Genomic DNA, 23,942 nt, shown 5'->3' on the forward strand with positions numbered 1-23,942 from the left:
ATGAAAGTAACTCAACATATAGAAAAAGCCAACGGAAAATCATTATTCTCTTTCGAGATTTTACCGCCGTTAAAAGGACAAAATATTCAATGCATTTTTGATAGTATTGATCCGTTAATGGAATTTAAACCACCATTTATAGATGTAACTTATCATCGCGAAGAATATGAATTTAAAGAACTGCCAAATGGTTTGTTGGAAAAGAAAATCGTTAAGAAACGTCCAGGAACGGTTGGTATTTGTTCGGCGATTCAGAATAAATACCAGGTAGATGCTATTCCGCATATTTTATGTGGTGGTTTTACTAAAGAAGATACTGAGAATTTCCTAATCGATATGGATTTCTTAGGAATTGATAATGTAGTGGCTTTACGTGGTGATGCTGTAAAAAGTGAAATCTATTTCAAACCTGAAAAAGAAGGCCATTCGTATGCTTCGGAACTGGTAACTCAAATTAATAACTTGAATAACGGAATTTATCTGGATGCAGATTTACAGAATACGAATAAAACAAATTTCTGTATTGGTGTAGCGGGTTATCCAGAGAAACACATGGAAGCACCAAGCTTGGACAGTGACATTTATTTCTTAAAGCAGAAAATCAAAAACGGAGCAGATTACATCATCACTCAAATGTTTTTTGACAATAAAAAATTCTTTGAGTTCGTAGACAAATGTCGTGCTTCAGGGATCACGGTTCCTATTATTCCAGGATTAAAACCGATTTCGACTAAAAAACAACTGAATTTAATACCACATCGTTTCAAAGTAGATTTACCAGATGATTTAATCATGGCAGTGGTAAAAGCAAAAGATAATGAAGCTGTAAAAGAAATAGGAATCGAATGGTGTATCGAGCAAAGTAAGGAATTACAAAAAGCTGGAATTCCGGTTTTACATTACTATTCTATGGGGAAAGCAGAAAATATTAGACAGATTGCTAAGGAAGTTTTTTAGTAGTTTGACTTTAGTTCTATTTTTTTATTTGTCTTTATAACCTTGTTTTTTTTTGTTTCATTTATGATGCCTCCTAATGTTAATATAAAATAGCATGCCCATATTAGACATAATATATATGTGAAATTTCTGTCGTTTTTATTGCCAGCTTTATTTTCAATTTTGCTTTTATATCTAAACGACCCACCTTTTGCTAAGAAGAATGGTATAAGTTCTCGATCATATCGAAACCAAAAAACTAAACGAATTATATGATATGCTATAAATGTTATTAAAGGAATATAACAAAGCGAATAACTGTTGATTAAAAATAGCAAACTAAGACTAAACCATATTAAGGAGAAATAAACATTTCTAAATCTTAATCCAAATGGAGTAGTACAAGTTTGCATTCCAATAACTACAGAAGAAAATAATGTAAGTTGTAATTTAATATTAAAATTATTGCCTTTATCTAAGAATAAATTTGCAATAACTATTATGGTGTATCCAGTTATGTAGAGTAAATCAATATCTGTTAGTTTTCTAAACTCTAATTTTGCTATTGTAAAATTTCGTTCTTTTGTCATTTAGTTAGTAAATTACTTCGTTTTCTCCCTAAACACACTTTCTAAATCTTTGTTTTTCTGTGAAAGTTGTAATGTTTTTAATCCATTAGCCTGTGCGAAATCAAAAACAGTAGAACGCATATCTTCGCTAGCAGCAAATGTAAATTGCCAAAGATTTCCGTTTAGAATGTATGAAGTGATATTAGGAATTTGAGCAACCAAGTTTTCATCCACAGTTTTGTCAAACTCTACTTCAATGATTTGTTCGTTTATTTCGGTGATGAGGTTGTCAATGTTGTTGTCAGCAACAATTTTTCCTTGATTAATAATAATTACTCGGTCGCAAATAGCTTCAACTTCCTGCATAATATGTGTAGAAAGGAATACCGTTTTGTCTTTACCTATGTTTTTAATCAATTCACGTATTTCGACTAATTGATTAGGGTCTAAACCTGTTGTAGGTTCATCTAAAATCAAAACATCAGGATTGTGTAATAGTGCTGTTGCTAATCCAACACGTTGGCGATACCCTTTAGATAGTTGGCCAATTTTTTTATGTGCTTCAGGAGTAAGTCCTGTTAGTGTAATAACTTCGTCAATTCTAGATTTTTCTACTTTGTACACATCAGCATTAAAAGTCAAATACTCTCTTACATACAAATCTAAGTACAACGGATTGTGTTCTGGTAAGTAACCTACTGACTTTTGCACTTCTAATTGATTAGTAATTACGTCAAAATCATTAACCTTGGCAATACCTTCATCTGAATTGATGTAGGTTGTCAAAATTTTCATTAAAGTCGATTTTCCAGCACCGTTTGGTCCCAAGAAACCAACAATTTCTCCTTTTTTTACTGTAAATGAAACATTGTCAAGCGCTTTTTGAGCACCATAACTTTTGGAAATATTTTGAACTTCAATTGACATAATTCGTTTGTATTTATAGCAAAAGTAATAAATTTTAGTTATAGCCTGATTGTAAATTAATTGTCCTTTAATAGTTTTTTGTTTATCATTTGTTTAAATTTGTTAAACAAAATATTGGAAATCATGGCAAAGAAAAAAACATTCGAAATAACTAAGGATAACATTGTATCTCTTTACACTGATTATGTACTTATAAATGGGAAAAAACCAAATTCTATATATGAGTTTGCAAAAAATAATAGCATGGAGGAAGCAGAGTTCTACAAATACTTTGCCTCTTTTGAAGCTTTAGAAGAACAGTTTTTTTCAGATATGTTGCACTACACCTTAGAGTTGTTGTCTAACTCTTCAGATTATGAACATTATGATGCGTCACAAAAATTATCATGTTTTTATTTCACTTTCTTTGAAGTAGCTACGGCTAATAGAAGTTTTGTCATGCATTTGTTGCAACAAGAAAAAATGCCTTTGAAGAATCTAATGAAGTTGAAATCACTGCGAAAAGATTTCTTGTCTTATGTGAAAACAGTATTAGATACTCCGTATAAAATAGAAAATCAACGAATTACTGATATTCAGAATAGAGTCGTGCACGAAGGAGCTTGGTTGCAATTCATGTCTATCTTAAAATATTGGATGGAAGATACCTCTGCTAGTTTCGAAAAAACAGATGTATTCATCGAAAAGTCAGTAAAAGCTAGTTTTGATGTGGTGTATAATGTGCCTGTCGAAAGTATTCTAGATTTTGGAAAATTCATCTGGAAAGAAAAATTTGGAAATTTTAATTCAAAAAAATGAAAAAGATAGATTCTATTCCAACCAACAAAGTAGAACGTGTAGCGAAATTAGTCACTACAGGGGTAAAAGTAGGTGGAAATTACCTTAAATATTATGGTGAAAAAGTAGTGAATCCCAATCTAACAAAAGATAAGCTTCATGAAAATAATGCCGCTGATATATACGATGGTTTGAAAGAATTAAAAGGGAGTGCACTAAAGGTAGCGCAAATGTTAAGTATGGAGAAAAATTTATTGCCACAATCGTATGTGGAAAAATTTTCTTTGTCTCAATTCTCTGTACCTCCACTTTCAGCGCCTTTAGTGCGTAAAACATTTAAAAATTATTTTAAAAAATATCCAGAAGAACTATTTGATGAATTTTCACCCGATTCTATCAATGCGGCAAGTATTGGTCAAGTTCATAGAGCTAAAAAAGATGGTAAAGAGCTCGCTGTAAAAATTCAATATCCAGGAGTTAGAGAAAGTATAAGTACTGATATAGCTTTGGTAAAACCAATTGCGGTTCGCATGTTTAATCTTCAAGGTACTTCCGATGAATATTTTCAAGAAGTAGAAGATAAATTAACGGAAGAAACAGATTATAAACTAGAATTACAACAAAGTGAAACGGTTCGAAATGAATGTCAAATCATAGAGAATTTAAAGCTTCCAAGTTATTATCCGGAATTGTCATCGGATAAAATCATAACCATGGATTGGATGAAGGGAGTGCATTTATCTGAATTCTGTAATACCGAAACATCTCAAGAGAAAAGGAATCGAGTGGGACAAACGCTTTGGAATTTTTATATGTTCCAAATCCACCAATTGAAAAAGTTTCATGCAGACCCGCATCCAGGGAATTTCTTAATAGACGATGAAGCGAATTTAATTGCTATCGATTTTGGTTGTATGAAACAAATTCCGGATTCGTTTTACAAACCTTATTTTGAAGTGTCTACACCAAGTGCTTTGGCAGACATGGATTATTTTAAAAAGAAACTTTTCGAATTAGAAATCTTAAAATCAACAGACAATCCAAAAGAAATCGAATTTTTCACCGCTATGTTTCATGAATTGCTGACGGTTTTTACGGAACCTATTCATAAACCGGAATTCGATTTTGCAAATCCAGAGTTTTTTGGAAAAATAGCAGCACTCAGTGAAAAGTTTGCCAATGATAAACAATTGCGTAAAATGAACGGGAATCGTGGTTCTAAACATTTCATCTATGTGAATAGGACGTTTTTTGGCTTATATAATTTAATGTTTGATATCAAAGCCAAAATCAAAATCAACGACTTTGAAAAATACTTATCATAAAGGGAACAAATCGTATTTGCCCAGTAAGATTTGTGTTACTTGTGAAAAGCCATTTTCTTGGCGAAAGAAATGGGAAAAAAATTGGGAAGAAGTAAAATATTGTAGCGATGCGTGCAGAAAAAGGAAATAAAAAAATCATTTGGTTCAGAAATAATTTGCGAACACATGATGCTGCTTTTTGGAATCATATTCAAGAATCAGACGAAGTGATTGCAGTGTATTGTCTTGAACCAACATGGTTAGAATCCACTCCCTATGGATGGAAAAAAATGGAAGTTTTTCGTGCGCAATTTTTATTGGAAACTTTAGCTGATTTGCAGCAGAATTTGTCTAAAAACAATATTTCTTTTTACTTTTTTCAAACCGATGCAGTTCGCGCTTTTGAAGAAATTCATGCAGTTTTTCCATTCGATACAATCATTACTCAAGCAGAATGGACGTATGAAGAACTAAGTATCGAACAAAAAATAAAAACAGCATTTCCAACTGTGAATTGGAAATTTGATTATGATCAATTTTTAATTGAGCCCTCAAATTTACCTTTTTCCATAGAGCAATTGCCTGATGTTTTTACTGCATACCGTAAAAAAGTGGAACAAAAATGGGCAGTAAATGAAGTAGTTATAAAACCGAAGGTGCTCTTCAAAAAAATAGAAATGCCTTTTTCTTCTACAATACCTACAGTAGAACAATTAGGTTACGAATCTATTGTTGAAGATGAACGCTCGGCTTTTCCTTGTAAAGGAGGAGAAACAGAAGCCTTACGTCATCTGAAAAAATACATTTGGGAGCATCAACAAATTACTACTTATAAAGAAACAAGAAATGAATTAGTAGGTATTCAATACAGTACAAAATTTTCTCCTTGGTTGGCTAATGGGTCGCTCTCGGCACGAACTATCTATCATGAGGTTAGAAAGTTTGAAAACGAAGTTCTAGAAAGTGACTCTACTTATTGGGTTTTATTCGAATTATTATGGCGTGATTTTTTCAAATGTGTAAGCATGAAATATGGCAATCGTTTGTTTCAGCTTTCTGGAATTTTGAATCAAGATTATAATTGGAAAACCAATGAAAATGTCATTAATGATTGGATAAATGGAAAAACCAAGTACGATTTTATCAACGCTAATATGTTGGAATTAAAAGCTACAGGTTGGATGAGCAACAGAGGCAGACAAAACGTTGCGAGTTATTTTGCAAAAGAAATGGAACAGGATTGGCGTATTGGGGCGAGTTATTTTGAAGCTTATTTAATTGATTATGATGTGCATTCTAATTATGGGAATTGGAATTATTTAGCCGGTGTAGGAAATGATCCTAGAGATCGAAAATTCAATATTGACTTACAAGCCAAAAATTACGATAATTTTCATGTGTTTCTAAACCTTTGGTTAACTAAAAAAGCGGTAGAGTTATGATTTTACGCTTGATTTTAGGTGACCAATTGAATAGTAATCATTCTTGGTTTCAGGAAGAAGACCAATCACGTTATTTATACGCGTTGATGGAAGTACAATCGGAAACCGATTATGTGAGGCATCACCAGCAAAAAGTGGTTGCTTTTTTTGCTGCTATGCGAAATTTTGCTGAAGAATTACAAACCAAAGGATGTCAGGTTTATTATTTTAAAATCAATGATCGGCATAATCAGCATTCTTTTGAAAAAAACATAGCGTTGTTACAAACGCAATTCGAAATTTCAGCCATACAGTATCAATTGCCAGATGAATTCCGTCTGTACCAAGAATTCAAAAAGTTTAAATCAATTTTTTCTGTTGAAATAAAAGCCTATGAGTCGGAACATTTTTATTGTAGTTTACAAGATATTGCCGATTTAGGGAAGGAAAAGAAATATTATTTACTTGAAAATTTTTATCGCCACTTACGTAAAAAACACCAGATTTTAATGGTTCATGACAAACCAGTAGGTGGAAAATGGAATTTCGATTCTGAAAACAGAAACAAATGGAAAAATCAAGTGCCTATTCCAGCAGCTGTTCAATTTAATAATGATGTCACAAACATTGTTGAAGGGTTAAATGAAAGAGGGATTGTCACATTTGGGAAATCGGTAACTACATCAAATTATCCTAAATCAAGAGCCCAAGCATTGGAACAATTGGATTATTTTTTAACTCATTTGTTACCTCATTTTGGAACCTATCAAGACGCCATGCATACAGAAGAAGTGTTGTTGTTTCATTCTAACTTATCTTTTGCTATGAATGTAAAAATGTTGAGTCCAAAAGAAGTGGTGCAAAAAGTAGAAGAATATTACTTAAATAATCAAGAACATATTGTATTAGCCCAAGTGGAAGGATTTATACGTCAAATTTTAGGATGGAGAGAATACGTAAGAATGGTGTACTGGAACAAGTTTGAAGAAGTAAAGTCCAGTAATTTTTTAGATAATCATCATCCTTTACCCGAAGTTTTTTGGACAGGGAAATCCCAAATGAAATGTGTAGCCACTTGTGCGCAAAATTCATTGGATCATGCCTACGCGCATCACATTCAACGATTAATGGTCTTAGGCAATTATGCGCTTTTAATGGAAACACATCCAGACGAAGTGGATGCTTGGTATTTAGGGGTATATGTAGATGCAATCGAATGGGTACAATTACCTAACACTAGAGGAATGAGTCAGTTTGCTGATGGAGGAATTGTGGCTACAAAACCGTATATCTCATCAGGAAATTATATTGATAAAATGAGTAATTATTGTTCGTCTTGTACCTACGACAAAAAAACAAAAACAGAAGAAAACAGTTGTCCTTTTAATAGTTTGTATTGGCATTTTTTAGATCGGAATAGAAGTCGTTTTGAAACCAACCAGCGCATGAAAATGATGTATGCCTTGCTAAATAAAATGGATTCAAAAGAAATAAATAAAATTAATCAACGGGCTCAGTATTTAATTCAAACCAGAAATTGTTAGATCCAAAATGAGTGTAGCGAAAATTATAGCGCCAAGAACCAATTCGGCATTTACAGAGGCTGAAATTGATAGAATCATAGAAATGGCATGGGAGGACAGAACGCCTTTTGAAGCTATTGAATATCAATTTGGAATTCCTGAAAAAGAGGTAATCCAAATCATGAGAAAAGAATTAAAGCGTTCGTCTTTCAATCTTTGGCGAAAAAGAGTGAACTCGGGTGTAAGTCAAAAACATGCACAAAAACGCAATCCAGAGATTAACCGATTTAAGTGTGCTTTACAAAGACAAATAACAGGAAATAAGATATCAAAAAGATAAAAAATCATGAAAAAATATTTAATAATAGGAGGAAGCAAAGGCATCTCCAAAGAAATAGTCAAACAACTTTCGGATAGAGGCGATTATTGTTATGTGATTTCTAGAACTGCTCCAGATTTCACTTTCAATGGTACCCATTTTGCCTTAAATGCATTGATGGATGCATTGCCAACAATCGAGAGTTTAGATGGGTTAGTGTATGGAATAGGTACGATTAATTTAAAACCTTTTAATAGACTTTCAGCGGATGATTTTCTAAATGATTGGCAAGTAAATGTAATGGGAGCCGTGAAAATAATCCAACATTATTTGCCACAATTAAAGAATTCTGAGCAAGCGAGTATTGTATTGTTTAGCTCAGTGGCAGCGCAACGCGGCATGTCTTTTCATGCGAGTATAGGTGCAGCAAAAGGTGCGGTTGAAGGGTTAGTGAAAAGTTTAGCAGCTGAGCTAGCTCCAAAAATACGTGTAAATGCTATTGCTCCTTCTATCGTAGAAACGCCCTTGGCGGCAGGCATTTTAAGAAATGAAACAATCAAGGAAAATATGGTGGCAAAACATCCATTGAAACGCATTTTACAACCCGAAGATGTGGCTAAAACTGCTGTGTTTTTATTAAGTGATACCTCGAATGGAATCACTGGGCAAATTTTTATTCAAGATAATGGACTGATTTCTATCAGTAACTAAATTTAAAAGCTATGACAAAGAACCCAACATTAGATAAATCAAAATTAGTCTCATTTTCTATCGATGAAATAGGAGATAATCATTTATTTACCTCTGTAGAAACACCCATGAAAGCGGATGCTTTTGCAATCTCTGATGCAGAGAAAAAAGAAAAAATAGCCTATCATTTCAAAGAAATTATGGAAATTTTAGGTCTGGACTTGACAGATGATTCATTAAAAGGTACACCACAGCGTGTGGCTAAAATGTATATCGATGAAATTTTTTGTGGATTAAATCCGGCAAACAAACCTCAAGTGGCTCTTTTTGAAAATAAATACCAATACAACCAGATGTTGGTAGAAAAAAACATTACATTTTACTCGAATTGCGAACATCATTTCGTGCCTATTTATGGCAAAATTCATGTGGCATATATTTCAAAAGGAAAAGTAATTGGTTTGTCAAAAATTAACCGAATTGTTCAATATTTTGCTCAAAGACCACAAGTGCAAGAACGATTGACGATGCAAATTGGTTTAGAGTTACAAGAAATTTTAGAAACAGAAGATATTGCTGTAATTGTGGATGCTAAGCATTTGTGTGTTTCTTCTCGCGGTATCAAAGACGAAAGTTCAGCAACCGTGACTAGTTATTATGGAGGGGTGTTTCAAAATGAGCAAAAAGTAATTGAACTACATAATTATTTAAAAATTTAAATTTATTTAAAGATTGATTTAATTAGTTTTTTATATTTGCAAATGACATTTAGAAATACATGAACAACTTATTTACATATTTTAACAATTTCTTCTTTTACTTCTGGTATAAGATGCGGGATTGTTATTGTGTAAACTTAAGTTAAAAATATAAAGTTACTATTCAATGCAATCCCGATGTAGACCACATCGGGATTTTTTTATTCGAATTTTTATTCGGGATTGATTTTTAAAAAATAGAATATGGAAACCAAGGTCGCAATTCAGGGAATCAAAGGATCATTCCATCAGCAAGTGGCCAATAATTATTTTGGCGATAAAGTTCAAGTTGTTGAATGTAAAACATTTAAAGACGTGGCTAAGCAATTAAATAAAGGCTTGGTAGATTATGCAGTGATGGCAATAGAAAATTCTATAGCTGGTGCTTTAATTCCTAATTATGCTTTAATTGATGATAATCATTTTAATGTTTTAGGAGAATATTTCTTAAAAATTAGTTTAAATTTAATGGCATTACCAGGACAAAAAATTGAAGATATTAAAGAAGTGTACTCACATCCCATTGCATTATTACAATGTGCTAAGTTTCTGGAAAAACATAAACACATTAAAGTAATTGAAAGTTCTGATACTGCCATTACTGCCAAAAGAATTTATGATGAAAAAATAAAAGGAATTGCAGCGTTGGCAGGGCCTACAGCAGCTCAAGTCTTTGAATTAGATATAATGGCTTCAGAAGTACAATCGGTCGAAAGTAGTATTACCCGATTTATGATTTTGGAAAAGGATAAGTCAAGTCTTGAACAGAATAAAATCAATAAAGCTTCGATAAAATTTGAATTAGATGATACACCAGGGAGTTTAGCCACAATATTGAATGTGATGAACAATTGTAAGTTAAACTTAACTAAAATTCAGTCGATGCCTATAGTAGAGAAGCCTTTTCAATATTCATTTTTTGTTGATGTAGTGTTTGATAAATACAAACATTTTGAAAAAGCAAAAAGTGTTTTAGAAATCATGACAACACATTTTAAGTTGTTAGGAGAATATGAGTCGGCGGTGTTGCCTCTAAATAAAGTTAGTAATAAAGAAAAGTCAATTGTTTTAAGTGAATAAGATGGAAATTAAAAAAGAGAATAGAAGTTGGTTAGACAATCTGCAATTAAATCATCCATTAGTTATTGCAGGACCTTGTAGTGCAGAAACCGAAGATCAGGTAATGGCAGTAGCAAATGAATTAAAGAATTCTGATGTTTCTGTTTTTAGAGCTGGGATATGGAAACCACGCACAAGACCAGGAGGATTTGAAGGTGTTGGAGCAATAGGGTTACCTTGGTTACAAAAAGTAAAAAAGGAAACAGGTTTGTTAATTGCTACCGAAGTAGCGACTGCTGAACACGTAAAATTAGCTTTACAGCACGATGTGGATATCCTTTGGATAGGAGCAAGAACGACTGTAAACCCATTTGCAGTTCAAGAAATTGCTGATGTTTTGCAAAATACAGATAAAATAGTGTTGTTAAAAAATCCTGTAAATCCAGATTTATCTCTGTGGATAGGTGGGTTAGAGCGATTATATAATGCAGGAATTAAAAAACTGGGAATGATTCACCGCGGATTTTCGACTTATGAAAAATCGAAATACAGAAATAATCCTGAATGGCAAATAGCTATTGAGCTACAAAATAAATTTCCAGAATTGGTACTTATTTGTGATCCTTCTCATATTACCGGGAAACGCGATATGATTCAAGAAGTTTCTCAACAGGCTTTGGATTTGAATTTTGACGGTTTAATGATCGAAACACATTGTACGCCAGATGAAGCGTGGAGCGATGCAGCTCAGCAAGTTACGCCGGATGTTTTAAAACAAATGTTTGTTGATTTAAGAGTTCGTAAAGCAGATGATGAAACAGATGATTACCACCAACGTATTTCCAAATTAAGAACTCAAATTGACGAGTTTGACGAGAAATTGTTAGAGATTTTAGGAAAACGTATGAAAGTTGCTGACCAAATTGGAGCTCTTAAGAAAGAAAAGAACGTTGCTATTTTACAAAACACACGTTGGAATGAAATTCTAGGTAAAATGATTTTAGATGGAGAAGAAAAAGGGTTGAGTGAAGAGTTTGTACTGAAAATTTTTAAAGCAATCCATCAGGAAAGTATTAATCATCAGGAAAAAGTTTATAAAGCAGATTAATTAATAATCGTATTTTTGACAAAAATTAGAGTTTTTAGTTACTTCTAACTTCTAACTTCTGATTCGTAATTTTAAATGACAGGAATCGTATATAAATCTACTGGGAGTTGGTACACGGTTAAAACCGCAGAAAATCAATTTTTAGAATGCCGTATTAAGGGTAAATTTCGTATCAAAGGAATTAAAAGTACTAATCCTATTGCGGTTGGCGATGTTGTAGATTACGATTTGGATACTTCTGCCGATGTAACGATTGGTGTAATTACTAATATTCACAATAGAAAGAATTATATTGTTCGTAAATCAGTAAATCTTTCTAAGCAAACACACATTATTGCTGCAAATATTGATATTGTTTTTTTATTAGTTACCATCAATAATCCGACAACAACGACAAGTTTCATCGATCGATTTTTGGTTACTGCTGAAGCTTACGGAATTGAAGCTGTTTTGGTATTTAATAAAATAGATACTTATGATGAAGCTACTTTAGATGAGCAGCTTTATTTGCAATACATTTATTCAAATATTGGTTACCAGTGTTTGGGAGTTTCTGCTAAAGAAGAAAAAGGGTTGGATGACTTGAAGTTACTAATGAAAGATAGAGTTTCTATGTTTTCAGGGCATTCAGGAGTTGGGAAATCAACATTGGTAAATGCTTTGGAACCAACTCTGAATCTAAAAACCAAAGAAATATCAGATTCTCATAGTCAAGGGCAACATACTACAACTTTTGCGGAAATGTTTGATTTGAGTTTTGGAGCCAAAATTATCGATACACCTGGTATTAGAGGCTTCGGAATTGTAGATATGGAAAAGAAGGAGATTGGAGATTACTTCCCTGAGTTTTTTGCTTTGAAAGATCAATGTAAATTTAATAATTGTCTTCATAAAGAAGAACCCCATTGTGCGGTTAAAGATGCATTGGATAATGATGAAATAGCATGGTCGAGGTATAATTCGTACTTGCAAATATTAGAAGGAGATGATGAAACTTACAGAAATGATATTTATGGAAGTGAAAGAGACCCAAATAAATTCTAGAAAATGCGTGCAGTAATACAAAGAGTTTTAGAAGCTTCGGTTACTATTGAAGGAGAGAAGGTGGCCAATATTGAAAAGGGCTTGTTGGTTTTGATTGGTATTGAAGATACATCAAATCAGGAAGATATTAATTGGCTGACAGCTAAAATTGTAAATCTTCGCATTTTTGGAGATGAAAATGGAGTAATGAATCTTTCTATAAAAGATATAGGAGGTGATATGATTGTGGTAAGTCAGTTTACACTTCACGCTGCTACAAAAAAAGGAAACCGTCCAAGTTATATTAAAGCATCAAAGCCTGATTATGCTATTCCAATGTATGAAGCTTTTGTGAAGCAAATAGAAGTCGAATTGGGTAAAAAAGTACAAACTGGTCAGTTTGGAGCTGATATGAAAGTTGCACTAATAAATGATGGTCCAGTAACTATAATAATTGATACAAAAAATAAGGAATAATGGACTTAAAAAACTCACAACTAGAAGTTGATAATTGGATAAAAAATCACGGAGTTCGTTATTTTAACGAATTAACAAATATGGCTCAACTTACAGAAGAAGTAGGTGAAGTAGCTCGAATTATTGCTCGTCGCTATGGAGAACAATCAGAAAAAGAAAGCGATAAAAACAAAGATTTAGGTGAAGAATTAGCCGATGTGGTTTTTGTTGTTTTGTGTCTGGCAAATCAAACAGGCGTTGACTTGCAGACGGCTTTTGATAAAAAAATGGATTTAAAAACGAAACGTGATCACGACCGCCACCATAACAATGAAAAACTAAAATAATGAATTGGATAGTTCTAATAATTGCAGGTTTATTTGAGGTTGGTTTCGCAACTTGTTTGGGAAAAGCAAAAGAAACTTCTGGTACAACTATGTGGTTATGGTATTTCGGATTTTTGATTTGTCTGACCATAAGTATGGTTTTATTAGTAAAAGTCACCAAAGAAATTCCTATTGGGACTGCTTATGCTGTTTGGACTGGTATTGGAGCGGTTGGAAGTGTTTTGGCTGGAATTATTTTGTTTAACGAGCCTGCAACATTTTGGAGAGTTTTCTTTTTGTCCACCTTAATACTTTCTATTGTTGGATTAAAATTTGTTTCCAATACATGAATTTACTTCTCAAAAAATCAATTGTAAATAAACAATCATCAATTACAATTTCTGGTTCAAAGTCTGAAACAAACAGAGCCTTACTTCTTAAGGCATTGTATCCTAATTTAGAACTAGAGAATATTTCACATTCTGATGATTCGGATGTGATGCAGGAAGCTTTGTCGTCAGATTCAATGATGAAAGATATTCATCATGCTGGAACTGCTATGAGGTTTCTTACAGCGTATTTTTCTACTAGAGAAGATTTAGAAGTTATTCTCACAGGGTCTTCTCGAATGAAAGAACGACCAATTAAAATTTTGGTTGATGCTTTACACCAACTTGGAGCTAAAATTGAATATATAGAAAATGAAGGTTTTCCTCCGTTAAAAATAAAAGGAAAAAAAATTATTCAAAACAAAGTTTCTTTACCAGCAAATATTAGTAGTCAATACATTTCGGCATTACTGTTAATTGCCCCTAAACTTGAAAACGGATTAGAATTAACGCTTGAAGGAGAAATTACGTCTATTCCTTATATAAAAATGACGCTTTCACTATTGGAAGAAATTGGTGTTAAAACTTCTTTCGAAGAAAATAAAATAACTGTAAGTCATGCTGATCTTATCGAAGCTAGTCAATTAACTGTAGAATCTGATTGGAGTTCCGCTTCTTATTGGTATTCAATTGTAGCTTTGTCTGCTATTGGGATAAAAGTGAGTTTGTCAAACTATAAGAGAAATAGTTTACAAGGAGATTCGGCTTTGGATGAAATCTATAAAGATTTTGGAGTCGAGACTATTTTTAATAAAGATAATTCAATTACAATAGAGAAAAAATCAATTCATAATTCTCAATTCATAACTCATAATTTAAATAACTGTCCTGATATAGCACAAACCATTGCGGTGACATGCTTCGGATTAGGAATTGGATGTGATTTGTATGGTTTACACACACTAAAAATAAAAGAGACGGACAGGCTTGAGGCTTTAAAAAATGAATTGACAAAACTAGGAGCTGAAATTTTTGTAAGCAATGAATCATTACATTTAAAAAACTCAGATGCTATAAATGATAATGTACGTGTAAAAACGTATCAAGATCATCGTATGGCAATGGCTTTCACGCCTTTAGCATTAAAAACAAATCTTATAATTGAAGAAGCAAATGTAGTTTCAAAATCATATCCTAATTTTTGGAAGGATTTAAAAGCAGTTGGTTTCGAAATAAACGAATTGTAAAGCGTTGTAAATAAAGAGTTTTTAAAAATAAAACGTAAAACACTTGACAACCCCTATCTCACGATAGTATATTTGCACCCACTTTTGATATCAGAAAAAATCTGATTTCGTAATTCTAAATTTAAGTATGAAGTTATCAAATTTCAATTTTAATCTTCCAGCTGAATTATTAGCTGAGTATCCTGCAGAAAATCGTGATGAATCTCGTTTAATGGTAGTACACCGTAAAACTGGAGAAATCGAACACAAATTGTTCAAAGATATTATCGAGTATTTTGATGAAGGTGATGTAATGGTTGTGAACAATACAAAAGTTTTCCCTGCGCGTCTTTATGGTAACAAAGAAAAAACAGGTGCTCGTATCGAAGTATTTTTATTAAGAGAATTAAATGCGGAACAACGTTTATGGGATGTTTTAGTAGATCCTGCTCGTAAAATCCGTATTGGTAACAAATTATATTTTGGTGATGATGATTCATTAGTAGCTGAGGTAATTGATAATACAACTTCGCGTGGTCGTACACTACGTTTCTTGTATGATGGTTCTTATGAAGAATTCCGTCAAAAATTAGTAGATTTAGGAGAAACTCCGATTCCAAAATACATTAATCGTGAAGTAAACGAAGATGACGCTGAACGTTATCAAACAATTTATGCAAAAGAAGAAGGAGCTGTAGCTGCACCAACAGCTGGTTTGCATTTTTCTAAGCATTTAATGAAGCGTTTAGAAATTAAAGGTGTCGATTTTGCTGAAGTAACATTACACGTAGGTTTAGGAACTTTTAACCCTGTTGAGGTTGAAGATTTATCGAAGCACAAAATGGATTCTGAAGAATTAAAAATAACCGAAGAAGCTTGTGATATAGTAAATAAGGCAAAATTAAGTAAAAAGAAAATTTGTGCTATTGGAACAACTTCAATGAGAGCAATGGAAAGTTCTGTATCTTCAAACAAAACATTAAATCCTTATGAAGGTTGGACAAATAAATTTATTTTTCCTCCGTACGATTTTAGCGTTGCAGATTGTATGGTGACTAACTTTCACACGCCTAAATCGACTTTGTTAATGATGATTTCGGCATTTTGTGGTCACGATTTAATGATGAAAGCTTACAAAGAAGCTATTGAGCAAAAATATCGTTTCTACTCATACGGTGATGCTATGTTGATTTTGTAATAAACATATAATAATAAAAAAAAGCGTTCGATTATCGAACGCTTTTTTTATGCAAGTGATTAGCAAAAAGTTTAAAGTTTTCCAAATATTTCATCGATTCTCTTTTAAATATGCTGCATTAAAAAGAAAAGGCTTTTATCTTGTTTTTGATGTTAGACATTTCATTAATAAGATTTATTTAGTTGTGAAATTTAATAGTTCAGAGAAAGAATGTAAAACTTACAATTAAAACCTTATTTTTTTTTCAATTTTATTATTTTTACTCAAATTAAATACTAAACAATGACTTTTCAAAATACCCTTGAATTTGCACAACAACTAGATTCTCAAGACGAATTAAAGCAATATAGAAATGAATTTATTTTTCCGCAACACAATGGTAAAGATGTAATTTACTTTACAGGTAATTCATTAGGATTGCAGCCCAAAAAAGCGAAAGAATATGTTGATGAAGTAATGGATGATTGGGCAAATTTGGCAGTTGAAGGACATTTTTACGCTAATAAACCTTGGTGGGATTATCAAGAACGTTTTGCACAACCATTAAGTAAAATTGTTGGTGCTAAACCAAGTGAAGTAACTGTAATGAATACTTTAACCATCAACTTGCATTTATTGATGGTTTCATTTTACAGACCAACATCTAAACGTTTTAAGATTATTTGTGAAGAAAAAGCATTTCCTTCAGATCAATACATGTTCCAGAGTCAAGTAAGACATCATGGCTATAATCCAGAAGATACTATTGTTGAGATTAAGCGTAGAGATGGAGAACATAATATTCGTTTAGAAGATATTTTAAGTAAAATTGAAGAAGTTGGAGATGAGTTAGCTTTGGTTTTATTTGGTGGAGTAAATTATTATACAGGGCAAGTTTTTGATATGAAAGCTATTGTTGAGGCGGGCCATAAAACTGGCGCAATAGTTGGTTTCGATTTAGCTCATGCAGCAGGAAATATAAAGTTAGAGTTACATGATTGGAATGTTGATTTTGCAGCATGGTGTTCATATAAATACATGAATTCAGGACCCGGAAATGCTTCGGGATGTTTTGTGCATGAAAAGCATCATCATTCTAATTTACCTAGATTTGCAGGTTGGTGGGGACATAATAAAGAAAGACGCTTTAAAATGGAACCTCAGTTTGATCCTGTTCATGGTGCAGATGGATGGCAAGTGAGTAATTTACCAATTTTATCATTGGCACCTTATTTGGCTTCGGCAGAAATGTTTGCTGAAGTTGGAATGGAAAAATTAATCAAAAAGAGAGATTTGATTACAGCCTATCTTGAGTTTATTCTTCACGAAATTGATAAAGAAATTCCAAGTGCTGAATTCGAAATTATTACACCTAATGATAGAGCTTGTCAGTTGTCGGTATATCTCCATGGACAAGGCCGTGAATTATTTGATTATCTTATGAAGAATGGTGTTATAACTGATTGGCGTGAACCAAATGTTATTCGATTAGCGCCAGTTCCTTTTTACACATCTTTCGAAGATATGTACAACTTTGGTCAAATTTTAAAAAGAGGAATTTTAAAATAATTTAACATTTTATTTACAGTTTGTTTGTTTTTCGGGTAAAATTTCACTCTATTTGTTAGCAACTAACTAAAAATCAAATTGTAATGAAAAAAAACCTACTTTTTGCAGGTTTACTTTCTTTATTTTTTTCTTTTTCAAATGCTCAAACTTCAGATAAGGAAGGGCAAGCCAGAGCCTGGATAAAGGAAAATGTTAAGGAATTAAGCTTAAATTCTGATTCTAATTTATCACTTAGATTTGTTCGTAAAAGTCTATCTGGAGAGACACTTAGATTTCAACAAATGATAAATGGAGTTCCAGTATTCGATACAGAACTTGTCGTTCATTTCTCTCCTAATGGAGAAATAACTTATACAGACTTAAGTTTTGATAAAAATGTATCTGAAATCTCAACTGTTCCTCAAATAACAAAAGAAAATGCTATTGCCATTTCTGATAAGGAAATTGGGGTTGCTGGTATGGTTACTTTTCAAGAGAATAAATTGTTTGTTTACAATAAATTAGCATCCACAAAATTAGTTTACAGGATTGTAACAAGTTTTGAAGAAAAACCTGGTAGCTGGGAGGTTATTTTAGATGCAAATTCTGGGGAAGTCTTAAGTGTAAAAGATATTGCAATTCATTGTGGTTTCAATGGGGAAGAAGTTGCTCACGATGTAAAAACAGAAACTTCAAATAAAGAGAAATTCTTTATGTCAGTTGAGAAAAAGTCAGCATTAGCTTATGAAACAGGTTCTGCAATGGTGTTTTTGGCTGATCCTTTGTCAAGTGCGCATGCAACATATGGAGATACTGGATATACAGATGGAACTGGTCAAGGAGATACAGATACTGCTCAATTAAATGCTCAAAGAGCAAATGTTGTTTTGCCTCAAGTTGATAATACAGCTGGAACATACAAATTAAAAAGCTCATATGTTGAAATCAAAAACTTAGAAAATCCAAACAAAGGATTGTTTACACAAGCAACTTCAAACTTTGCTTTCACAAGAAGTCAAGATGGATTTGAAGCTGCAAATGTTTTCTATCATACAGATAATAGTTTAAGGTATATTAATCAAACATTAGGTATACCATGTGTGCAAAATGTAGATAATACTCATGCGGGTGTTTTATGGTTTGACCCATCTGGGGAAAATGGAGCAGATAACTCTCATTATTCAAACGGAGTTTTAGTTTTTGGAGAAGGATGTGTTGATGACGGAGAAGATGGGGATGTGATTTGGCATGAATTAGGTCATGGATTACACGACTGGTTAACTGGTGGATCTCTTTCTCAAGTTAATGGTTTGAGTGAAGGAAGTGGTGACTATTGGGCTCAATCTCATAGTAGAATATTAAACCATTGGACAACTTCAGATGCAGCATATCATTACATGTTTAGCTGGGATGGGCATAATACTTGTTGGGCAGGACGTACAACAAACTATGTAGCAGTTTATCCTGGAGGTCTTACAGGATCTATTCATACAGACGGTCAAATCTGGTCTACAGTATTAATGAAAATATGGGATGTTATTGGTAGAGAAAAAACCGATAAAGCTTTCTTAGAAGGCTTGTCAATGACAAATAGTTCTACAAATCAACAAAATGCTGCGATTGCTGTTAGACAAGCAGCAATTGATATGTGTTATACTTGTGCAGAAGTTAAAACAATGACTGATAAATTCACTGCAGCTGGTTATACAATGTCAGCTGTACCACTTAAAATTTGCTGTCCTTCAGATCAAACCGTTAATGCAAACGTAGGAAACACTTATGTGGTTCCTAGTTTTGCAAGTTTGTCAAATGCTATTAGTCAAACATGTAATGCAGTTATAACTCAAAGTCCTGCGGTTGGATCTGTACTTGCTCCTGGAACATATCCTGTAACAATGATGGCTACTAGCGGAACATCTGTAAACTGTGGTTTTTCGTTAATTGTTGAACCATCTTTGAGTGTTGATGAATTTGTAAAGAAAAATTTAAAATTATATCCTAATCCTGCATCAACTGAAATTATAATTAGTGGAGATTTTATTTCGGGTCAAGAGATTGAAATTTTTAATTTATTAGGTCAAAAACTTATTCAGAAAAATTTAGAAACGAATGAAGAAAAAGTTGATGTTTCAAACCTTTCTTCTGGAGTTTATACAGCCAAATTTAAAGGGACTAATACAACTCTTAAGTTTATTAAAAATTAATATAACGCTAATATTAAGTTATAAAAGCCTGTTCTGTATGAACAGGCTTTTTTTATTCGTTTAATACAAATACCTTTGTGTTAAATTATTTTAGAGATGAATAAGCAACAAATTATAGAAAATTTCGATCCTAGTCAACCTGGTTTAGCCGATGCAACTATTTTTGGATTGCCTTTTTCGGCAGAAGATTCAGAAATCATTGTTATTCCTGTGCCTTGGGAGGTTACCGTTAGTTATGGAGCAGGTGCTTCAAAAGGGCCAGAAGCAGTTTTAGAATCTTCATATCAAGTAGATTTAAATCACCAAGATTTTCCTGAATTATGGAAACTTGGCATTTATTTAGACCAATATCCACCTAAATTAAAACGTAAATCTAAAAAATTTAAAAAATTAGCTCAGCCTATAATTGAGTGTTTAGAAGAAGGCGGGGATATTGGTAAAAATCCTGAATTAAGAGAAAATCTAAATAAAATTAATGATGCTTGCGCCAATATGGTTGATTCTGTTAAAGAGCAAACTATAAATTGGTTAAATAAAGGCAAGAAAGTTGTTTTGTTGGGCGGAGATCATAGCACACCATTAGGGTATTATCAAGCTTTGGCGTCAAAGTATGATAACTTTGGAATTCTTCATTTGGATGCCCATATGGATTTACGTATCGCATACGAAGGATTTACTTTTTCACATGCTTCGGTAATGTATAATGCATTGCAAATACCAGAGATTTCTAAAATTGTTCAGGTTGGGATACGAGATTTTTGTGAGCAAGAAGTTGAAGTAGTTAATGATTCTAAAGGAAGAGTTCTAGTTAATACGGATGCCGATTTAAAAGCAGAATCGTTTGAAGGTAAAACATGGGAACAACAGTGTGATGCTATAATTGAGTCATTACCACAAAGAGTGTGTATTTCGTTCGATATAGATGGTATGTATCCGTGGTATTGTCCTAATACGGGGACACCAGTTCCTGGAGGATTTTCTTTTGAACAAGCGACTTATTTGTTTAATAAGTTAACAGAAAGTGGAAAAGAAATTATCGGATTCGATTTAGTTGAAGTTGCCCCTGGTAAAGATGATTGGGATGGAAATGTTGGTGCCAGAATGTTGTTTCATATGTGTGGAGTTCTTGCAAAAAACAATGGTCTTAATACAGGTAATAAGATTATATTTCCAAGAAAATAAATAATTCTGAAAAATAATATTTAAAAGGTGAACATTTGTTCGCCTTTTTTTTGAGTTGAAATTATGTAATCTTTCCTAAAAATGATATAAGAATAAACTTGTAGCTATGCTATTACTTTGTATTGTGATTTAATCATTATTATTAATTCTAAAATGAAACGTTATGAAAAAATTGATTTTATTGGTGTCGTTAAGTATAGGATTATTATATTCTTGTAAAGATACCAACAATGAAGCTCTGGATTTGGAAAAAGAAAGACAAGCGAGCATAGATTCAATGAAAATGGAAATTGAAAAACAAAGAATTATAGATTCAATGCAATTGGTAAATTCACAACGTGCAGAAAGTAAAAAAGAGGTTGTTGTTGTAAATCAAACGGCTCCAGCCCCTGCTAAGAAAAAATGGAGTGGAGCAGCAAAAGGCGCAGTAATTGGAGCAGGAGTTGGTGCTGTTACTGGTGCAGCAATTAGTAAAAACAAAGCAGAAGGTGCCATTATTGGAGGTTTGGCAGGAGCAGGAGTTGGTGCTGGTACAGGGGCTATTGTTGATGAAAGTAAAAAGAAAGAATAAAGAGTTACTTCTTTAAATTTGGGGCGGTGTGTCTAAGTTTTTTTTATGACTTAGGCACACTTTTTTTGTGATAACAATTTCATAATTAATTACATTTGGGAAACAAATCACTCAGATGAAAAAAATTAAACGATTTTTACTCTTCTTACTTGTCCTAATTGTTCTTATTTCAATTGGAGTTTATGGTTATTTACATTCTACAAAACCTCAATATGAAGGTGAAGTTCAAATTAAAAACATAAGTAAAGAAACAACAGCATATTTTGACGAATACGGAATTCCGCATATTTACGCTGCTTCCGAAAAAGATGCTCAAACTGTTTTGGGTTATGTTCACGCACAAGAACGATTGTGGCAAATGGAATTATTGCGGCGTATTGCTCCAGGAAAACTTTCTGAAATATTTGGAAACAAAGCGTTAGATAATGATAAGCTTTTTTTAGCCTTAGGTATCGACGAAAATTCTGAAAAGGCAATTGCTCAATTAGATAAAAATGGTAAACCTTACCAACTTGCCATGGCTTATTTGGATGGTATAAATCAATATTTGGAAAATGGTAAAACTCCTGTCGAATTTACTTTACTTGGAATCGAGAAAAAAGCTTTCACATTAAAAGATGTGTATAATATTTTTGGGTATATGGCTTTTAGCTTTGCATGTGCACAAAAAACAGATCCACTGTTAACAGATTTAAAAAATAAACTTGGTGAAAGTTATCTGAAAGAACTGGGCGTCGATGGTTCTTATAACACCACAAAAATTAAAACCAATTACGGTAAAACACAAGAACAATTTGTAGCAGCATCAAAAGCAATTGCAGATTTGATAGATAAATCTCCATTTCCACCATTTATTGGTAGTAATAGTTGGGTAATTGCGCCCAAGAAAACAACAACTGGGAAGGTGATTTTTGCAAATGATCCACATATATCCTATTCGCAACCTGGGACTTGGTACGAAGCTCATATTGTAACTCCTGAGCATGAAATTTATGGTTATTATTTGGCAGGAACCCCTTATCCGCTGTTAGGTCATAATCGTCAATATGCTTACGGTTTAACGATGTTTGAAAATGACGATGCTGATTTTTATCTTGAAGAAATAAATCCTTCTGATGATAATCAGTATAAATCAATTAATGGATTTACAGATTTTAAAATCAGAAATAAAGAGATAAAAGTAAAAGATAGTGCTTCGTTTGTATTAAAAATCAAAGAAACAAATCATGGAGCAATAATGAACGGAATTCTTCATGATTTTAATCCTAAACAGCCAGTCGCTTTCAAATGGATTTATACTCATGAGGAAAATAAAATTCTTGATGCAGTGTATTCTTTAAGTCATTCTAAAAGTTTAAGTGAGTTTCAAAAAGGAGTCTCTTATATTTCGGCACCAGGTCTAAATATTATGTACGGTGATGCAAAAAATAACATAGCTTGGCAGACTTCAGGAAAGTTGTATAAATTCCAAAAAGGAGTTAACTCTAATTATATTCTTAGCGGAACAAATGGCATTGATGACAAAGTAGAATATCTTGATTTTTCTAAAAATCCAAAAGCAGTAAATCCGCAATGGAACTATGTCTATTCAGCGAATAATATGCCACAAGCTATCGATGGTTACGAGTATCCTGGTTATTATTTGCCAGAAGATAGAGCGAAACGAATTGCTAATTTATTGGAAGTAAAAAATAATTGGACAAAAGAAGATGTGTCAAAAATGATTTATGATAATATTTCTTCGGTAAGTTCAAACGTAGCACATAATTTTGCGTCTTGGATTGATAAAAAAAGTCTTTCTGATACTGAAAAAGAAGCGATAAAACAATTGACTAGTTGGAAAGGCAGCAATACTACTTCTGATATAGCTCCTACGATTTATAATAAACTGATTTATTTCTATTTTAAAAATACGTTTAAAGACGAAATGGGAGAAATTGCGTTCAAACAATTTATGAAAACCCACATCATGAAACAATGTATAGATAATCAGTCTAAGATTGAGAATTCTGTTTGGTGGGATGATGTTACAACTAAAAATAAAAAAGAGAATCGACAAGATGTTTTAACCAAATCTTTCAAAGAAACTATTACCAATCTATCTTCTCAATTAGGGACTGATATTTTAACTTGGAATTGGGGAAGAGTTCATAAGGTTGAGTATAAGCATCCTATTGGTCAGGTGGCTTTATTGCGTCCCTTGTTTAATGTTGGTGTTTTTGAAGCACCAGGAGCAAATGAAGTAATTAATAATGTGATGTATTATTATACAGATGCTGAATCATATGATATTTCTGCTGGACCTTCAACCAGAAGAGTAATTGATTTTAGCGATGTAGAAAATTCATGGAGTATTTTACCAACAGGACAGTCTGGTAATCCTATGAGTAAACATTATAATGATCAAGCACAAATGTATATCGATGGGAAGTTTAGAAAAATGAAGATGAATAAGAAAGAGATTGAAAATACATCAACGAAACTTGTATTTAAAGTCAAATAATTACAA

At 32.7% G+C, this 23,942-nt stretch carries 24 protein-coding genes; 22 read left to right on the forward strand and 2 right to left on the reverse strand.

Annotation, left to right across the window (positions count from 1 at the left end):
• A complete protein-coding gene (metF, locus tag LJY17_RS14070; protein ID WP_264544447.1) occupies positions 1–957 on the forward strand; it encodes a methylenetetrahydrofolate reductase [NAD(P)H] in 957 nt (318 codons plus the stop codon).
• On the opposite strand, the gene LJY17_RS14075 is transcribed toward metF, so the two are convergent.
• Together LJY17_RS14075 and gldA are read right to left on the reverse strand one after the other, a co-directional pair.
• Positions 954–1,526 (reverse strand): hypothetical protein, encoded by a 573-nt coding sequence (locus LJY17_RS14075; RefSeq protein WP_264544448.1) that lies wholly within the window; start codon positions 1,524–1,526, stop codon positions 954–956. The genes metF and LJY17_RS14075 overlap by 4 nt on opposite strands.
• A gap of 12 nt (positions 1,527–1,538) precedes the next feature.
• Positions 1,539–2,432, reverse strand: coding sequence for a gliding motility-associated ABC transporter ATP-binding subunit GldA (gldA, locus tag LJY17_RS14080; RefSeq protein WP_264544449.1), 894 nt, complete (start codon positions 2,430–2,432; stop codon positions 1,539–1,541).
• A 123-nt stretch (positions 2,433–2,555) separates the two neighbouring features.
• On the opposite strand from gldA, the gene LJY17_RS14085 reads away from it, so the two are divergent.
• The 21 genes from LJY17_RS14085 (at position 2,556) to LJY17_RS14185 (ending at position 23,936) form a co-directional block, all read left to right on the forward strand.
• Positions 2,556–3,230, forward strand: coding sequence for a TetR family transcriptional regulator C-terminal domain-containing protein (locus LJY17_RS14085; protein WP_264544450.1), 675 nt, complete (start codon positions 2,556–2,558; stop codon positions 3,228–3,230).
• Positions 3,227–4,534, forward strand: a complete 1,308-nt coding sequence (locus tag LJY17_RS14090) for an ABC1 kinase family protein (RefSeq protein WP_264544451.1) — start codon at positions 3,227–3,229, stop codon at positions 4,532–4,534. The genes LJY17_RS14085 and LJY17_RS14090 overlap by 4 nt, the downstream gene beginning before the upstream one ends.
• A complete protein-coding gene (locus tag LJY17_RS14095; protein WP_264544452.1) occupies positions 4,515–4,664 on the forward strand; it encodes a DUF2256 domain-containing protein in 150 nt (49 codons plus the stop codon). The genes LJY17_RS14090 and LJY17_RS14095 overlap by 20 nt, the downstream gene beginning before the upstream one ends.
• Positions 4,642–5,955, forward strand: a complete 1,314-nt coding sequence (locus LJY17_RS14100; protein WP_264544453.1) for a DASH family cryptochrome — start codon at positions 4,642–4,644, stop codon at positions 5,953–5,955. Before LJY17_RS14095 ends, LJY17_RS14100 begins: the two co-directional genes overlap by 23 nt.
• On the forward strand, positions 5,952–7,478 hold the full coding sequence (locus tag LJY17_RS14105; protein ID WP_264544454.1) for a cryptochrome/photolyase family protein: 1,527 nt from the start codon (positions 5,952–5,954) through the stop codon (positions 7,476–7,478). Before LJY17_RS14100 ends, LJY17_RS14105 begins: the two co-directional genes overlap by 4 nt.
• 7 nt (positions 7,479–7,485) lie before the next feature.
• A complete protein-coding gene (locus LJY17_RS14110) occupies positions 7,486–7,797 on the forward strand; it encodes a TIGR03643 family protein (protein WP_250592814.1) in 312 nt (103 codons plus the stop codon).
• Between the two features lie 6 nt (positions 7,798–7,803).
• Positions 7,804–8,487 carry an SDR family NAD(P)-dependent oxidoreductase gene (locus LJY17_RS14115; RefSeq protein WP_264544455.1) on the forward strand — a complete coding sequence of 228 codons (684 nt, stop codon included), beginning with the start codon at positions 7,804–7,806 and terminating at the stop codon, positions 8,485–8,487.
• An 11-nt stretch (positions 8,488–8,498) separates the two neighbouring features.
• The gene (gene folE, locus LJY17_RS14120; protein ID WP_264544456.1) at positions 8,499–9,185 is read left to right on the forward strand and encodes a GTP cyclohydrolase I FolE; all 687 of its coding nucleotides are present in this window, start codon (positions 8,499–8,501) and stop codon (positions 9,183–9,185) included.
• A gap of 243 nt (positions 9,186–9,428) precedes the next feature.
• A complete protein-coding gene (locus tag LJY17_RS14125; protein WP_264544457.1) occupies positions 9,429–10,304 on the forward strand; it encodes a prephenate dehydratase in 876 nt (291 codons plus the stop codon).
• 1 nt (position 10,305) lies between these two features.
• Entirely contained in the window at positions 10,306–11,391 is a 1,086-nt protein-coding gene (locus tag LJY17_RS14130) for a bifunctional 3-deoxy-7-phosphoheptulonate synthase/chorismate mutase type II (RefSeq protein WP_264544458.1), read from the forward strand.
• A 75-nt stretch (positions 11,392–11,466) separates the two neighbouring features.
• A complete protein-coding gene (gene rsgA, locus LJY17_RS14135; RefSeq protein ID WP_264544459.1) occupies positions 11,467–12,435 on the forward strand; it encodes a ribosome small subunit-dependent GTPase A in 969 nt (322 codons plus the stop codon).
• Positions 12,436–12,438: 3 nt separating this feature from the next.
• Positions 12,439–12,891 carry a D-aminoacyl-tRNA deacylase gene (gene dtd / locus LJY17_RS14140; protein ID WP_264544460.1) on the forward strand — a complete coding sequence of 151 codons (453 nt, stop codon included), beginning with the start codon at positions 12,439–12,441 and terminating at the stop codon, positions 12,889–12,891.
• Complete coding sequence (locus LJY17_RS14145) at positions 12,891–13,217, forward strand: nucleotide pyrophosphohydrolase (protein ID WP_264544461.1); 327 nt, start codon at positions 12,891–12,893, stop codon at positions 13,215–13,217. Before dtd ends, LJY17_RS14145 begins: the two co-directional genes overlap by 1 nt.
• Positions 13,217–13,546: a DMT family transporter gene (locus tag LJY17_RS14150; RefSeq protein WP_264544462.1), complete on the forward strand. Its 330-nt coding sequence runs from the start codon at positions 13,217–13,219 to the stop codon at positions 13,544–13,546. The genes LJY17_RS14145 and LJY17_RS14150 overlap by 1 nt, the downstream gene beginning before the upstream one ends.
• Positions 13,543–14,772 (forward strand): 3-phosphoshikimate 1-carboxyvinyltransferase, encoded by a 1,230-nt coding sequence (locus tag LJY17_RS14155; protein ID WP_264544463.1) that lies wholly within the window; start codon positions 13,543–13,545, stop codon positions 14,770–14,772. The genes LJY17_RS14150 and LJY17_RS14155 overlap by 4 nt, the downstream gene beginning before the upstream one ends.
• A gap of 127 nt (positions 14,773–14,899) precedes the next feature.
• Entirely contained in the window at positions 14,900–15,949 is a 1,050-nt protein-coding gene (gene queA / locus LJY17_RS14160; RefSeq protein ID WP_264544464.1) for a tRNA preQ1(34) S-adenosylmethionine ribosyltransferase-isomerase QueA, read from the forward strand.
• Between the two features lie 282 nt (positions 15,950–16,231).
• A complete protein-coding gene (gene kynU, locus LJY17_RS14165; RefSeq protein WP_264544465.1) occupies positions 16,232–17,497 on the forward strand; it encodes a kynureninase in 1,266 nt (421 codons plus the stop codon).
• Between the two features lie 83 nt (positions 17,498–17,580).
• Positions 17,581–19,680 (forward strand): T9SS type A sorting domain-containing protein, encoded by a 2,100-nt coding sequence (locus tag LJY17_RS14170; RefSeq protein WP_264544466.1) that lies wholly within the window; start codon positions 17,581–17,583, stop codon positions 19,678–19,680.
• Positions 19,681–19,776: 96 nt separating this feature from the next.
• Positions 19,777–20,862: an agmatinase family protein gene (locus LJY17_RS14175; protein ID WP_264544467.1), complete on the forward strand. Its 1,086-nt coding sequence runs from the start codon at positions 19,777–19,779 to the stop codon at positions 20,860–20,862.
• A 163-nt stretch (positions 20,863–21,025) separates the two neighbouring features.
• Positions 21,026–21,433 (forward strand): glycine zipper family protein, encoded by a 408-nt coding sequence (locus LJY17_RS14180; protein ID WP_264544468.1) that lies wholly within the window; start codon positions 21,026–21,028, stop codon positions 21,431–21,433.
• A 115-nt stretch (positions 21,434–21,548) separates the two neighbouring features.
• Positions 21,549–23,936 (forward strand): penicillin acylase family protein, encoded by a 2,388-nt coding sequence (locus LJY17_RS14185; protein WP_264544469.1) that lies wholly within the window; start codon positions 21,549–21,551, stop codon positions 23,934–23,936.
• Positions 23,937–23,942 lie beyond the last annotated feature (6 nt).

The sequence above is a fragment of the Flavobacterium hankyongi genome, assembly GCF_036840915.1.
GTDB classification, from domain to species: domain Bacteria; phylum Bacteroidota; class Bacteroidia; order Flavobacteriales; family Flavobacteriaceae; genus Flavobacterium; species Flavobacterium hankyongi.

What these genes read in the sequence shown, in the direction of transcription:
- metF (WP_264544447.1), top strand. Translation starts at nt 1, where the DNA reads ATGAAAGTAACTCAACATATAGAAAAAGCCAACGGAAAATCATTATTC.
- LJY17_RS14075 (WP_264544448.1), bottom strand. Translation starts at nt 1,526, where the DNA reads ATGACAAAAGAACGAAATTTTACAATAGCAAAATTAGAGTTTAGAAAA.
- gldA (WP_264544449.1), bottom strand. Translation starts at nt 2,432, where the DNA reads ATGTCAATTGAAGTTCAAAATATTTCCAAAAGTTATGGTGCTCAAAAA.
- LJY17_RS14085 (WP_264544450.1), top strand. Translation starts at nt 2,556, where the DNA reads ATGGCAAAGAAAAAAACATTCGAAATAACTAAGGATAACATTGTATCT.
- LJY17_RS14090 (WP_264544451.1), top strand. Translation starts at nt 3,227, where the DNA reads ATGAAAAAGATAGATTCTATTCCAACCAACAAAGTAGAACGTGTAGCG.
- LJY17_RS14100 (WP_264544453.1), top strand. Translation starts at nt 4,642, where the DNA reads ATGCGTGCAGAAAAAGGAAATAAAAAAATCATTTGGTTCAGAAATAAT.
- LJY17_RS14105 (WP_264544454.1), top strand. Translation starts at nt 5,952, where the DNA reads ATGATTTTACGCTTGATTTTAGGTGACCAATTGAATAGTAATCATTCT.
- LJY17_RS14110 (WP_250592814.1), top strand. Translation starts at nt 7,486, where the DNA reads ATGAGTGTAGCGAAAATTATAGCGCCAAGAACCAATTCGGCATTTACA.
- LJY17_RS14115 (WP_264544455.1), top strand. Translation starts at nt 7,804, where the DNA reads ATGAAAAAATATTTAATAATAGGAGGAAGCAAAGGCATCTCCAAAGAA.
- folE (WP_264544456.1), top strand. Translation starts at nt 8,499, where the DNA reads ATGACAAAGAACCCAACATTAGATAAATCAAAATTAGTCTCATTTTCT.
- LJY17_RS14125 (WP_264544457.1), top strand. Translation starts at nt 9,429, where the DNA reads ATGGAAACCAAGGTCGCAATTCAGGGAATCAAAGGATCATTCCATCAG.
- LJY17_RS14130 (WP_264544458.1), top strand. Translation starts at nt 10,306, where the DNA reads ATGGAAATTAAAAAAGAGAATAGAAGTTGGTTAGACAATCTGCAATTA.
- rsgA (WP_264544459.1), top strand. Translation starts at nt 11,467, where the DNA reads ATGACAGGAATCGTATATAAATCTACTGGGAGTTGGTACACGGTTAAA.
- dtd (WP_264544460.1), top strand. Translation starts at nt 12,439, where the DNA reads ATGCGTGCAGTAATACAAAGAGTTTTAGAAGCTTCGGTTACTATTGAA.
- LJY17_RS14145 (WP_264544461.1), top strand. Translation starts at nt 12,891, where the DNA reads ATGGACTTAAAAAACTCACAACTAGAAGTTGATAATTGGATAAAAAAT.
- LJY17_RS14150 (WP_264544462.1), top strand. Translation starts at nt 13,217, where the DNA reads ATGAATTGGATAGTTCTAATAATTGCAGGTTTATTTGAGGTTGGTTTC.
- LJY17_RS14155 (WP_264544463.1), top strand. Translation starts at nt 13,543, where the DNA reads ATGAATTTACTTCTCAAAAAATCAATTGTAAATAAACAATCATCAATT.
- queA (WP_264544464.1), top strand. Translation starts at nt 14,900, where the DNA reads ATGAAGTTATCAAATTTCAATTTTAATCTTCCAGCTGAATTATTAGCT.
- kynU (WP_264544465.1), top strand. Translation starts at nt 16,232, where the DNA reads ATGACTTTTCAAAATACCCTTGAATTTGCACAACAACTAGATTCTCAA.
- LJY17_RS14170 (WP_264544466.1), top strand. Translation starts at nt 17,581, where the DNA reads ATGAAAAAAAACCTACTTTTTGCAGGTTTACTTTCTTTATTTTTTTCT.
- LJY17_RS14175 (WP_264544467.1), top strand. Translation starts at nt 19,777, where the DNA reads ATGAATAAGCAACAAATTATAGAAAATTTCGATCCTAGTCAACCTGGT.
- LJY17_RS14180 (WP_264544468.1), top strand. Translation starts at nt 21,026, where the DNA reads ATGAAAAAATTGATTTTATTGGTGTCGTTAAGTATAGGATTATTATAT.
- LJY17_RS14185 (WP_264544469.1), top strand. Translation starts at nt 21,549, where the DNA reads ATGAAAAAAATTAAACGATTTTTACTCTTCTTACTTGTCCTAATTGTT.